The following is a 12,826-nucleotide window of genomic DNA, read 5'->3' on the forward strand; positions in this document are numbered from 1 at the left end:
TCGCCATCGTCGCCGTCGCAAGGAAGCTTCTGGTCACCCTCAACGCTATCATCAGGGACAAAACCGCATTCGCGTGAACACAGTTGCCATGCCGTGAACTCGACACGCTGCGACGGTTCAGAATTCTGCTCCGCTGCACTCTACGGCAAAAGTCGCGGCATGGATCCCAGGGTCTCCGCGACGGAGCTTCGCTCCTGCTTCGCCCTGGGATGACGACGTCCCGGAGGCCGCTGCCAATTCTGAACGTCGGCACTATCGAGACAAACGGCTGGATGCTTGTCTACGTTATTCCGCAGGAACGGCGGCCGCGTTGCATTCGTCCAGATCGCATGTGTGGGTTGCCAAGCTGTGCTGGCCCGCGAGCACTGTGACCAATGCGATGACCCCCGACGCCACCGAGACCCAGAACCCGTTCTGGGCGCCATACGCATCCACCACCGCGCCGGCGGCGAAGGAGCCGAGCGCCATGCCGATGCCGATGCCGGTGGTGACCCAGGTGATGCCCTCGGTCAGCATCGCCTCCGGCACGTGCCGCTCGATCAGGCCGAATGCCGTGATGAAGGTCGGCGAGATTGCTAAGCCGCTGGCGAAGACCGCCAGCGCCAGCAGCGGCACCGTGTCGGCAACCAGCAGCGGCAGCGTGGTGAGCGCGATGACGGCGACGGCAATGGCAAGCTGGTGCTGCAGCGGCGTTCTCAGGCTCAGCGTGCCGATGATGATGCCGACGACGAACGATCCCAGCGCGTAGACGCCGATGACGAGGCTGGCGGCGCCCGGCAGGCCAAGCGCCTTGGTGATCGCCACGGTGCTCACTTCCGTGGTCGCGAAGGTGGCGCCGATGAAGATCAGGGCGAAGGTGATGATCTGAACCGCGCGCAGGCGGATTGCCGAGCCGCGCGAACCTTGTCTCACCGGTCGCACCCGTGGCTCGGTCGAGCGCTGCAGGATGAAGGCCATCGAGCCGAAGGCGAGGAACAATGTGCTCGCCAGCATGCCCGCTTCCGGAAACAGGGCGACGCTCAGACCCACCGATAGCGATGCGCCTGCGACATAGACCAGTTCGTCCGCCGCCGATTCGAAGGCGAACGCGGTGTTCATCTCGGGGCGATCGCGAAAAATCTCGGTCCAGCGCGCGCGCACCATTGCCGGGATGCTGGGCATGGCGGCGGCGAGCAGCGCCGACACGAACAGCGTCCATATCGGCCAGTGTTGATTGGCCGCCGCGATCAGGATCACGAAGGCGAGCACCGAAAGGACCGTGGTCGGCACGACAATGCGGGTCTGGCCAAGGCGATCCACCAGCCTTGATATCTGCGGTGCGAGAAATGCGTTGGCCAGTGCGTATGTCGCCGAGACGGCGCCGGCCAGCCAGTATTCGCCATGTGTCTGCGACAGCATGGCGACGATCCCGATCGGCGCCATGGCGATCGGCAGTCGGGCAACGAAGCCAGCGGCGGCGAAGCCTTTGGCGCCAGGGGCGCGAAAGATTTCCGAATAGGGGTTTTGCATGGTCTGGCTCCTCGACAAAGGCAGGTTCGACAATTACATACGTGGCGTATGATTGTTAAATAGAGCATACGCCACGTATGTCAATTGGCATACGCAGCGTATGTCAGTAGGGCCAGAACCATGCACAGACCCCGCAAGGAGATGATCGCAGAGACGCGTGCCAAGCTGGTGGCGGCCGCGCGCCAGGCTTTTGGCACCGTCGGCTATGCCGAGGCCTCGATGGATGATTTCACCGCATCGGCCGGGCTGACGCGCGGCGCGCTCTATCATCATTTCGGCGACAAGAAGGGACTGCTGCAGGCGGTGATCGCCGAGATCGACGCTGAAATGTTCGCCCGGCTGAAAGTCGTTTCAGCCAAAGCGGACACGCTCTGGAGCGGCTTTGTCGATGAATGCACGGCCTATATCGAAATGGCCCTGGAGCCGGAAATCCAGCGCATCGTGTTGCGCGACGGGCCGGCGGTGCTTGGCGATCCTTCGCAATGGCCGAGCCAGAACGAATGCATCCGCTTGATGACGGAGAACCTTCAAAGGCTGAGCGACGAGGGAACCATCGTCGGCGTCGATGCCGAAGCTGCGGCAAGGCTGATCAGTGGCGCCTCGCTGCATGCGGCGCAGTGGATCGCAAATTCGGACGATCCCGAAGCCACGTCGAAAAAGGCGGTGAAGGCCTTCAACATCCTTCTGGAAGGGCTGCTCAAGCGAACTGGCGATTTGCCGGGATAATTGGCAGTCGCCGGTCGGCCCGAGATTGACAATCGCCCGCCTGAGTTCATCCTCTGCGACCATCTCTGAGGGGAGATTCGGGACATGTGGGATTTCGAGATCGGCAGGTCGGTGTCCATCATGATCAGGACATGGCCCTTCATCGTCTTTCGCATGATCGTCTATTTCGGCATCACGCTGGCCTACATCGTGGCGACCGGTACTGGTGCCAGCGTCGGCTATGGCGTCGGCCATATCTCGACGGATCCTGACGGGCCGATGTCGTTTGCCCTGTGGGGCGGCGTGGTCGGTATCGGCGTCGTTTCGATCGCCGTCTACTGGATCCGCGAATACATCCTCTACATCGTCAAGGCCGGCCATATCGCGGTGATGGTCCACCTGATCGACGGCCGCGACGTCCCCGGCGGCCAGAGCCAGATCGCCTATGCCAGGGAAGTCGTGACTCAGCGTTTTGCCGAAGCCAACATCCTTTTCGTGCTCGACCAGTTGGTCAAGGGCGCCATCCGCGCCATCACCGGCCTGATCGGCGGCATTGCCGCCTTCCTGCCCATTCCCGGCTTGAGCGGCCTGGTCAGTTTCATCAACACCGTCATCCGCCTGTCGCTGACCTATGTCGACGAGATCATCCTCGGCTACAACATCCGCATCAATTCCGCCTCACCCTTTGAGACGGCGCGGCAAGGGGTCGTGCTCTACGCGCAGAACGGCAAGACCATGGTCAAGAACGCCGTCTGGCTGGCGGTGATCATGTGGGGTGTGTCCCTGGTCATCTTCCTGCTGATGCTGGCACCGGCCGGCGCCATTCTGTACCTCATGCCGGGGCAACTCGCAGGCTGGGCCTTCGTGCTCGCCATCGTCTTCGCCTGGGCCTTCAAGGCCGCCTTCATCGAACCCTTTGCCATCGCTTGCCTGATGCAGGTCTATTTCAAGACCATCCAGGGCCAGGTGCCGAACCCCGACTGGGACCGGCGGCTGGCCGAGGCGTCGTCGAAGTTCAGGGAACTGAAGGACAAGGCACTGGCCTCGTTCGGCGGCTCGCGCTGGACCCAGCCGACGCCAAACACCTAGAGCCTGATCCATCCCGATAAAAACGGGATGGGGCTCTATTTTCTTGTTTGACCGTGATCTTGTCCGAAAACCGGTTCCCACTTTTCGGGATCACGGTCTAAACCCTGTTGAACGTCGCCCTTTCCGGGCGTGAAAACATGGTCAAAGCGGCCGGGCGCGCCTATATCGGGACATGGTCACACGGCTCTACACCCACCCGATCTTTCTCGAACACCTGACACCGCCCGGTCATCCAGAGCGGCCCGACCGCTTGCGCGCCATCGAGCGCGTGCTCGACGACGAGGCCTTTGCGGCGCTCGATCGCGTCGAGGCGCCGGAAGGTGACGAGGCAACCATCCTCTATGCCCACCCCCAGGATTTCGTCGCCCGCGTCCGCGCCGCGATCCCCGAGACCGGCATCGTCTCGATCGATGCCGACACCAGCGCCAGCCCGAAAAGCTGGCAGGCCGCGGTGACGGCCATCGGTGCCGCCAACGCCGCCGTCGACGATGTCTTCCAGGGCCGTGCCGACAACGTCTTTGTCGCCGCGCGGCCGCCCGGCCACCATGCCGAAAAGACCACGGCCATGGGCTTTTGCCTGTTCAACACCGCGGCGATTGCCGCCCGCTATGCGCAGAACAAACACGGCGTCGAGCGCGTCGCCGTCGTCGACTGGGACGTGCATCACGGCAACGGCACGCAGGATATTTTCTGGGACGATCCGTCGGTGCTCTACTGTTCGACGCACCAGATGCCGCTTTACCCCGGCACCGGCGCCAAGGGCGAAACCGGCGCCGGCAACATCGTCAACGCGCCGCTGGCGCCGGAGACTGGCTCGGAGGTGTTCCGCGATGCCTTCCTGTCGCGGGTTTTGCCGGCGCTCGACAATTTCGCGCCCGACCTGATCATAATTTCCGCCGGCTTCGACGCGCACCATCGCGATCCGCTGGCACAGATCAACCTGACCGAGGACGATTTCGACTGGGCGACCGGCCAGTTGCTCGAGCGCGCTGCACGTCACAGCGGCAACCGCCTCGTCAGCCTGCTCGAGGGCGGCTACGATCTGCAGGGACTGGCATTTTCGGTCGCCGCCCACGTCGGGCGACTGATGAAAGGATAGAGGATGGCTGGCGAAGTGAACGAAGACGTCAAGGCGATGAGCTTCGAGCAGGCACTCGACGCGTTGGAAAAGATCGTCGATGATCTGGAACGCGGCGACGTGCCGCTCGACCAGTCGATCAAGATCTATGAGCGCGGCGAGGCGCTGAAGCTGCATTGCGACCGGTTGCTGAAGGCGGCCGAGGACAAGGTCGAGAAGATCAGGCTGTCGCGCGACGGCAAGCCGGTTGGCACCGAGCCACTCGACGCGGAATAGGTTGCAAAACGGGGCGGGCAGAGAAAGCAGGTAAGGAGTTCAAGCATGTGCAGAAACATCAAGACCCTGTTCAATTTCGATCCGCCGGCAACCCATGACGAGATCCGCGACGCCGCGCTTCAATTCGTGCGCAAACTAAGCGGAACGACACGGCCCTCGCAGCGCAACCAGGCGGCCTTCGACCGTGCCGTCGAGGCGATTGCCGCATCGGCGCACGAACTGCTGCATTCCATGGAAACCAATCATCATCCGCGCAACCGCGAGGAAGTGGCGGCCAAGGCAAAGGCCAAATCGGCACTCCGCTTCGCCTGAGGACCTCCGATGAGCTTCTTCCCCGGTAAAGACCCTGAAGTCGGTGACGCCTTCGCCAGCGACCAGATCGAGCTGATGGTCATTCCGAACGCCAAGGATATTGGCGGCTTTCAGGTTCGCCGCGCGCTGCCGACGGCCAAGCGCCGGCTGGTTGGCCCGTTCATCTTCTTCGACCGCATGGGACCGGCCATCCTGCGCGCCGGCCAGGCGCTCGATGTCCGTCCGCATCCACATATCGGCCTGTCGACCGTCACCTATCTGTTCGACGGCAAGATCAGGCATCGCGATTCGCTCGGCACCGAAATGGTGATCCAGCCCGGCGACGTGAATTTGATGACCGCCGGCCGCGGTATCGTCCATTCCGAGCGCACCCCGGAAGAGTTGCGCGGCGCGCCGATGTCGGTCTCCGGCCTGCAGACCTGGTTGGCACTGCCGGATGGCAAGGAAGAGGTCGACCCGGTCTTCGAGAACACGGCGGCGCTCCGTCTGCCCGAAATCGACGCCGAAGGCGTCAACGGCCGCGTCGTCATCGGCGCGTTTTCCGGGCTGCGGTCGCCGGTAAGAGCCGACTCCGAGACGCTCTACGCCGATCTGAGGCTGGCGCCTGGCGCCAGTGTGAAGATCCCGGCCGACGCCGAGGAGCGCGCCATCTACACGCTGGAAGGCGAGGTTTCGATTTCCGGCGATCGCTTCCCGGCGGAGCGGCTATTGGTGTTCAAGCCGGGCGACGAGATCGTCGTCTCGTCGGAAACTGGTGCCCATTTCATGCTGTTCGGCGGCGCTTCGCTCGGCTCGCCGCGCTACATCTGGTGGAATTTCGTCTCCTCGTCGAAAGAACGCATCGAACAGGCCAAACAAGAATGGAAGACAGGCCGCTTCGATATCGTTCCTGGAGATGAGGAAGAGTTCATTCCGTTACCGGACAATTAAGACCATGATCCCGAAAAGTGGGACCCGGTTTTCGGAAAAGATCATGGTCAAACAGGAGGACAGAGCCTCATCCCGGTTCTATCGGGATGGATCAGGCTCTGGATCAGAACCATCCGCGTCACTGACACGCATTTACATTCGCTGGGCGGAGGCATATTTCGCCCATGATCGACGTGCATGAACATCATATCTGAGCAGGCCCCTTAACAGTGAACGCAACGCTGCACACACCGCTTCTCGACAAGGTCCGCATTCCGGCCGACCTGCGCACGCTTGCCGAAAGCGAGCTACCGCAGTTGGCTGCGGAGCTTCGTGCCGAGTTGATCGATGCGGTGTCCCACACCGGTGGACATCTCGGCGCCGGCCTTGGCGTGGTCGAACTGACGGTGGCGTTGCATTACGTTTTCAACACGCCGGACGACCGGCTGATCTGGGATGTCGGCCACCAGGCCTATCCGCACAAGATCCTCACCGGCCGCCGCGACCGCATCCGCACGCTGCGCCAGGAGGGTGGCCTGTCCGGCTTCACCCGCCGCGCCGAGAGCGAATACGATCCGTTCGGCGCCGCGCACTCCTCGACCTCGATTTCCGCCGGCCTCGGCATGGCGGCGGCGCGCGATCTCTCCGGTGGCCACAACAATGTCATTGCCGTCATCGGCGACGGCGCCATGTCGGCCGGCATGGCCTATGAAGCGATGAACAATGCCGGCGCGCTCGATGCTCGCCTCATCGTCATCCTCAACGACAACGATATGTCGATCGCGCCGCCGACCGGCGCGATGAGCGCCTATCTGGCGCGTCTGGCTTCCGGCAAGACCTATCTCGGCTTGCGCGATTTCGGCAAGAAGCTGACCTCCTATCTCGGCAAGCGCGCCGATCGCGCCATCACCCGGGCGGTCGAGCATGCACGCGGTTACGTCACCGGCGGCACGCTGTTCGAGGAGCTTGGCTTCTATCACATCGGCCCGATCGACGGGCACAATCTCGAGCATTTGATCCCGGTGTTGAAGAACGTCCGCGACAATGGCGACGGCCCGGTGCTGATCCATGTCGTGACCCAGAAGGGCAAGGGCTACGGGCCTGCCGAGGCCGCGCCCGACAAATATCACGGCGTCAACAAGTTCGATGTCATCACCGGCGCGCAGGCCAAGGCGCCGGCCAACGCCCCGAGCTACACCAAGGTCTTCGCCGAAAGCCTGGTCCAGGAAGCCCGTGAAGACGACCGCATCGTCGCCGTCACCGCCGCCATGCCGAACGGCACCGGCCTTGACCTGTTCGGCGAGGCGTTCCCGACAAGGGTCTTCGATGTCGGTATCGCCGAGCAGCATGCGGTGACCTTCGCCGCTGGCCTCGCCACCGAAGGCTTCAAGCCGTTCGCGGCGATCTATTCGACCTTCCTGCAGCGCGCCTACGACCAGGTCGTCCACGACGTGGCGATCCAGAAATTGCCGGTGCGCTTTCCCATCGATCGCGCCGGTTTCGTCGGTGCCGATGGCGCCACCCATTGCGGCGCCTTCGACACCACTTTCCTGGCGACGCTGCCCGGCTTTGTCGTCATGGCGGCGGCCGACGAGGCGGAACTGCGCCACATGGTGCGCACCGCGGCAAGCTACGATGATGGCCCCATCGCCTTCCGCTATCCGCGCGGCAATGGCGTCGGTGTCGACATGCCGGAACGCGGCTCGATCCTCGAAATCGGCAAGGGTCGCATCGTCAGGGAAGGCACCAAGGTTGCGCTGCTGTCCTTCGGCACGCGGCTGCAGGATTGCCTGGCTGCGGCTGAGGAGCTTGGCGCGGCCGGGCTTTCCACCACCGTTGCCGACGCCCGTTTCGCCAAGCCGCTCGACGAAGATCTGATCCGGCGGCTGGCCCGCTCGCACGAAGTGCTGGTTACGGTGGAAGAGGGCGCGGTCGGCGGCTTTGCCAGTCACGTGCTGCAGTTCCTCGCCCATGAAGGGCTGCTGGAAAGCGGCCTGAAGGTGCGCCCGCTGGTGCTGCCCGACGCGTTCACCGATCACGCCAAGCCTGAAAAAATGTATGCCGATGCCGGGCTGGATGCGACCGGCATCGTGCGCACCGTTTTCGTCGCCTTGGGCCACACCGCTCGCGCCCAGCGCGCCTGAATCAAAATCTCAAAGCCCTGAATCGGTTTGTCGGCTGGCGATCGTAACGCGCTGTTTACGTTGCCGTTTGTTGTTTTGCTTACCGTGTCTCTTGGCCGTTTTTCAACGGCGCCCTGCTATAGAACGTGCCCAAGGCAGGGAGTTAAAAACAATGAGAACGCTTCTGTGCGGCGTGGCCCTTTTGGCCGCTATCGCTGCGCCGGCCATGGCCGAAACGCGCTATGATCGCAACCTCGAAAAGGCGGTGATGGGCATCGTCGCCGGCAAGATCGGCGGCATCCGTGGCGGCTTTTCCTACAAGCAAAGGCTACAATTCGTCGTCATTCCGGACGCCGTATCAGTGGCACCCGGCCCCGCTGAGCCCCCGCGCAAGCAGGCTTCTGGCGACAGCAATGACAGTCTGACGCCGGCCGTCGAACGGCAGGTCTCGCGCACCATCTTCTGACACTCATCGACAGCTACGGTCGACCGATGATTGCCGATCGGCCCCAAGGTGCTTGCCATCATCGTCGGCTTTCGCCATGAAGGCCGATGAATTCCCCTCTGCCAGCCAGCACACGCCAGCGGCTCGACGAACTGCTCGTCGCACGCGGCCTGTTCGCCAGCCGCTCGCGCGCCCGTGACGCGGTCGAGCGCGGCACGGTGACGGTCGACGGCACCATCGCCCGCAAGCCTGGCCAGACCGTCTTGCCGCAGTGCCAGATCGCCATCGACGACCCGGCGCAGGGCTATGTCTCGCGCGCGGCGCTGAAGCTGATCGCCGGGCTCGATCATTTCGGCCTCGATCCCACGGGCAGCGAAGCGCTCGACATCGGCGCCTCGACCGGCGGCTTCACCCAGGTGCTGCTCGAACGCGGTGCGACCCATGTCACCGCGATCGATGTCGGACATGGCCAGATGCATCCCGACATATCAGGCGATCCGCGCGTGACGGCGATCGAAGGGCTGAACGCTCGCGAACTCTCGGTCACCGATCTGGCTGGTCGCATTCCGGATTTCATCGTTTCCGATGTCAGCTTCATCTCGCTGAAACTGGCGCTGCCGCCGGCGCTCGCTCTGGCCAAAAGTGGCGCGAAAGCGGTGTTCCTGGTCAAGCCGCAATTCGAGGCCGGTCGCGAGGCGATCGGCAAGGGCGGCCTGCTGAAAGATCCTTACGATGCCGCGCGCGTTGCCGGCCTGCTGCAGGAGTGGCTCGAAGGCGTCCCCGGCTGGCGCACGCTGGGGCTGCATCTGTCGCCGATCGAAGGTGGTGACGGCAATCGCGAATTCCTGCTTGCCGGTATCAAGGACGCCAAGGGCAGCGATCCCAAGGGGCGCGACCAATGAGCGCGCGCTTCACCATCGCAAGACTGGGCTCCCAGGGCGACGGCGTCGCCGAGGCCGAAACCGGCGAGGTGTTCATCCCGTTTGCGCTGCCCGGTGAAACCGTCACCGCCGCACGCGAAAAGGACCGCGCCACGCTGATGGCGGTGCTGGAGACGTCACCGTTGCGGATCGACCCCGCCTGCCGGCATTTCACCGAATGCGGCGGCTGCGCCCTCCAGCATCTGGAAGCCGAAGCCTATCACCAGTGGAAGCGCGAAAAGGTCGTGCAGGCGCTGAAGAGCAAGGGCATAGCCAGCGATGTAGGCGCGCTGGTGCCATGCGCGCCGCATACGCGCCGCCGCGTCGTCTTCACGGCCCGGCGCAGCGAGGCCGGCATGAAGCTGGGTTTCGTTCGCGCGCTGTCGTCGGAAATCATTCCCATCGAGGAATGTCCGATCTCCTTGCCCGAGATCGTCGCAGCGCTCGATCGTCTGAGGGCACTCGCAGAACTCGTATGCGCAACCACCAAATCGTTCCGCATGACGGTGACGTTGACCGGCTCGGGCCTCGACATCGCGGTCCACGAGTCCGGCAAGCTCGGCGAAAACCAGCGCCGCGTCGCTTCCAATTTTGTCATCGGCGAAGGACTGGCCCGGCTTTCGGTCGATGACGAGATCGTCGTCGAGCCGAAGAAGCCGGTGGTCATGTTTGGCGGCATCGCCGTCGCGGTGCCGCCGGGTGCCTTCCTGCAGGCGACGCAGGCCGCCGAGCAAGCGATGGCGGATATCGTCGGCCAGCACCTGTCGCGGGCCAAGAAGGTCACCGATCTTTTCGCCGGCTGCGGCAGCTTTGCCCTGCGCCTGGCGGCGAAATCGGAAGTCCATGCGGTGGAAGGCGATGCGGCAGCCCTTGCGGCGCTCGACCGGGGATTTCGTTTCGCCTCTGGGCTGAAGCGGGTGACCGCCGAACGCCGCGACCTGTTCCGCCGGCCGCTCACCTTCAAGGAGTTGAATGCCTTCGACGGCCTCGTCTTCGATCCGCCGCGCGCCGGTGCCGAGGACCAGTCGAAGCAGATCGCCCGTTCCGACGTGCCGCTGGTCGTCGCCGTCTCCTGCAATCCGGTGACGCTGGCGCGCGACCTGCGCATCCTGATCGATGGTGGCTATACGCTGAAGAGCGTCACCCCGATCGACCAGTTCCTGTGGTCGTCGCATGTCGAGGCGGTGGCGCTGCTGGAGAAGCCGAAACGGCGGCGTTAGCCGTAGGCTAGCTTGGCGACATCCGTTTCGGCGTGCCGCCCCGTTGGTTGATCGATACCCAGGTGTTTGGGTTCTGCTGCGACTGGCGTTTCAGGAAGTAATAGCCCGTCGCGTTCCACGGCCTGATCTCATCGACCAGATTGTCCAGGACAAGATCGCCCTTGTCGGTTTTCACCGTCAGGATGGTGTGGCCTTCATTGTTCAGGTCGCGCACGACCGTCATCAGCAGCGCCTGCCGCGGGAATCCTGCCTGCAGAAGCAGCTTGCGCTTGTAGAGCGCGTAGATCTTGCAGTCGCCCTTGCCGTCCACCGGATAGTCCCAGTGGTCCATCATCGTGCCCCAATGATCGAAATTGCTGACCGGTTTGATGGAGCTGTTCGCCTTCTGATTGACCCGCTTGAGGGTGCGCAGGTTCTGCGCGGTCAGCTTGATATCAGCGGCCGGCAGGGCAGGCACCTTGCACTCTTTTGGCCGGCGATGGCAGAAATCGATCCAGCCGTAGGGGACACTGGTGCTTCCGCCAACGACGGCAGATTGCGTCGATCGCGACTTGAACCATGTCGACTGTGCTGACGCCGGATTGGCTTGCAGTGATGTCGCGCCAATCAATGAAACCAAGCCAAGCAGGAAAGCCAGGACGCCGGGGGAACGCTGCATTGCCAACACCACCGCAACGAGAAGGCTGGTACAGCGTTTGCGCGGAAACGTGGCCCAGGCGGTTAAACAGTTACCAATTTCCTAACGCCGATTGTGTTCACTTCAAGGTATGGCTGAGATTTAGGCTTGTTGCCGGAACACGGCGGCATCCTCAAACCCTGGTGCCGCCGACCGTCATCTGGTTCATCCTCAGATGCGGCTGGCCGACGCCGACCGGTACGCCCTGTCCGGCCTTGCCGCACATGCCGATGCCGTTGTCGAGCTTCATGTCGTTGCCGATCATCGACACGCGATGCATGGCGTCCGGCCCGTTGCCGATCAGCATGGCGCCCTTGATCGGCTGCGTCACCTTGCCGTCTTCGATCATGTAGGCCTCGGTGCAGCCGAACACGAATTTGCCCGAGGTGATGTCGACCTGGCCGCCGCCGAAGGACACGGCATAGATGCCGTTCTTGACCGAGGCGATGATCTCGTCCGGCTCCATGTCGCCCGAGGTCATGTAGGTGTTGGTCATGCGCGGCATCGGCTGGTGCGCATAGCCTTCGCGTCGGCCGTTGCCGGTGGCCTTCATGCCCATCAGCCGGGCATTCTGGCGGTCCTGCATATAGCCAACGAGCTTGCCGTCATCGATCAGCACGTTGCGGGCCGAAGGCGTGCCTTCGTCATCGACGGTCAGCGAGCCGCGTCGCTCGGGCATGGTGCCGTCGTCGACGACGGTGACGCCTTTGGCGGCGACCTGCTGGCCCAGCAGCCCGGCGAAGGCCGATGTCTTCTTGCGGTTGAAATCGCCTTCCAGCCCGTGGCCGACGGCCTCGTGCAACATGACCCCAGGCCAGCCGCTGGACAGCACGATGTCAAAGGTGCCGGCGGGCGCCGGAATGGCTTCGAGATTGACCAGTGCTTGCCGCAGTGCCTCCTTGGCCGCGTGCTTCCAGCTGTCCTCGACCAGAAACTCGCCGAACGCCTTGCGTCCGCCCATGCCGTAGGAGCCGCTCTCCTGGCGGTCGCCATTGCCGACGACGACCGACACGTTAATCCTGACCAGCGGGCGGATGTCGCGCACCATCTGGCCGTCGGCACGTACGATCTCGACATGCTGCCAGGAGGCGGCGAGCGAGGCCGTCACCTGGCGCACGCGCGGGTCCTCGGCGCGCAGCCAGGCATCGATTTCCTGCAGCAGCTTTGCCTTGACCTCGAAGGAAGGCGAGGGGATCGGGTTTTCATCGCCGTAGAGATGGCGGTTGGTGCGCGCGGGTGCCGCTGCGAGCGTGCCGGAATAGCCACCCTTGACCGTTGCAACGGCATCCGCGGCGCGCAGCAGCGAGGCTTCCGAAAGGTCGCTGGAATGCGCGTAGCCGCTGGCTTCGCCGGCGACAGCGCGCAGGCCAAAGCCTTGGTCGGTGTTGAAATTGGCGGTCTTCAGCCGGCCATTGTCGAACATCAGCGCTTCGCTTTCGCTGTATTCGAGGAACAGCTCGCCGTCGTCGGCGCCGTTGAGGGTCTCGGCGACGATCTGCTTGATGCGATCGTCGGAAATGTCGAATTGGCCGATCAGGCTGTTCATGGCAGGTCCGTTCGTGGG

At 63.5% G+C, this 12,826-nt stretch carries 13 protein-coding genes; 10 read left to right on the plus strand and 3 right to left on the minus strand.

The genetic code is table 11. The annotated features are described in order from the left end of the window. Window positions 1-285: 285 nt before the first annotated feature. The gene (locus AC1DVW_RS00005) at window positions 286-1,509 is read right to left on the minus strand and encodes an MFS transporter (protein ID WP_477320619.1); all 1,224 of its coding nucleotides are present in this window, start codon (window positions 1,507-1,509) and stop codon (window positions 286-288) included. Window positions 1,510-1,629: 120 nt separating this feature from the next. Here AC1DVW_RS00005 and AC1DVW_RS00010 point away from each other — a divergent pair, with 120 nt between their 5' ends. The 10 genes from AC1DVW_RS00010 (at window position 1,630) to AC1DVW_RS00055 (ending at window position 10,586) form a co-directional block, all read left to right on the plus strand. Further along, window positions 1,630-2,235, plus strand: a complete 606-nt coding sequence (locus AC1DVW_RS00010) for a TetR/AcrR family transcriptional regulator (RefSeq protein WP_477243527.1) — start codon at window positions 1,630-1,632, stop codon at window positions 2,233-2,235. An 84-nt stretch (window positions 2,236-2,319) separates the two neighbouring features. Then, window positions 2,320-3,303, plus strand: coding sequence for a hypothetical protein (locus AC1DVW_RS00015; RefSeq protein WP_477320620.1), 984 nt, complete (start codon window positions 2,320-2,322; stop codon window positions 3,301-3,303). A gap of 172 nt (window positions 3,304-3,475) precedes the next feature. After that, window positions 3,476-4,402 (plus strand): histone deacetylase family protein, encoded by a 927-nt coding sequence (locus AC1DVW_RS00020; protein ID WP_477243530.1) that lies wholly within the window; start codon window positions 3,476-3,478, stop codon window positions 4,400-4,402. A 3-nt stretch (window positions 4,403-4,405) separates the two neighbouring features. Continuing rightward, window positions 4,406-4,657, plus strand: a complete 252-nt coding sequence (locus tag AC1DVW_RS00025; RefSeq protein WP_477243532.1) for an exodeoxyribonuclease VII small subunit — start codon at window positions 4,406-4,408, stop codon at window positions 4,655-4,657. 45 nt (window positions 4,658-4,702) lie between these two features. Then, the gene (locus AC1DVW_RS00030) at window positions 4,703-4,969 is read left to right on the plus strand and encodes a DUF2277 domain-containing protein (RefSeq protein ID WP_258603649.1); all 267 of its coding nucleotides are present in this window, start codon (window positions 4,703-4,705) and stop codon (window positions 4,967-4,969) included. Window positions 4,970-4,978: 9 nt separating this feature from the next. Beyond that, window positions 4,979-5,899, plus strand: a complete 921-nt coding sequence (locus tag AC1DVW_RS00035) for a pirin family protein (RefSeq protein ID WP_477320621.1) — start codon at window positions 4,979-4,981, stop codon at window positions 5,897-5,899. A gap of 209 nt (window positions 5,900-6,108) precedes the next feature. Further along, a complete protein-coding gene (gene dxs / locus AC1DVW_RS00040; protein WP_477320622.1) occupies window positions 6,109-8,022 on the plus strand; it encodes a 1-deoxy-D-xylulose-5-phosphate synthase in 1,914 nt (637 codons plus the stop codon). Window positions 8,023-8,173: 151 nt separating this feature from the next. After that, window positions 8,174-8,467, plus strand: coding sequence for a hypothetical protein (locus AC1DVW_RS00045; RefSeq protein WP_477243539.1), 294 nt, complete (start codon window positions 8,174-8,176; stop codon window positions 8,465-8,467). Window positions 8,468-8,553: 86 nt separating this feature from the next. Beyond that, window positions 8,554-9,348 (plus strand): TlyA family RNA methyltransferase, encoded by a 795-nt coding sequence (locus AC1DVW_RS00050; protein ID WP_477320623.1) that lies wholly within the window; start codon window positions 8,554-8,556, stop codon window positions 9,346-9,348. Beyond that, window positions 9,345-10,586: a class I SAM-dependent RNA methyltransferase gene (locus AC1DVW_RS00055; RefSeq protein WP_477320624.1), complete on the plus strand. Its 1,242-nt coding sequence runs from the start codon at window positions 9,345-9,347 to the stop codon at window positions 10,584-10,586. Before AC1DVW_RS00050 ends, AC1DVW_RS00055 begins: the two co-directional genes overlap by 4 nt. Window positions 10,587-10,593: 7 nt before the next feature. Here AC1DVW_RS00055 and AC1DVW_RS00060 read toward each other — a convergent pair whose 3' ends face one another. Beyond that, entirely contained in the window at window positions 10,594-11,244 is a 651-nt protein-coding gene (locus tag AC1DVW_RS00060; protein WP_477320625.1) for a transglutaminase-like cysteine peptidase, read from the minus strand. 151 nt (window positions 11,245-11,395) lie between these two features. Then, entirely contained in the window at window positions 11,396-12,808 is a 1,413-nt protein-coding gene (tldD, locus tag AC1DVW_RS00065) for a metalloprotease TldD (protein WP_477320626.1), read from the minus strand. Between the last annotated feature and the right edge of the window lie 18 nt (window positions 12,809-12,826).

It is taken from the genome of Mesorhizobium sp. P3_B5 (genome assembly GCF_056402815.1).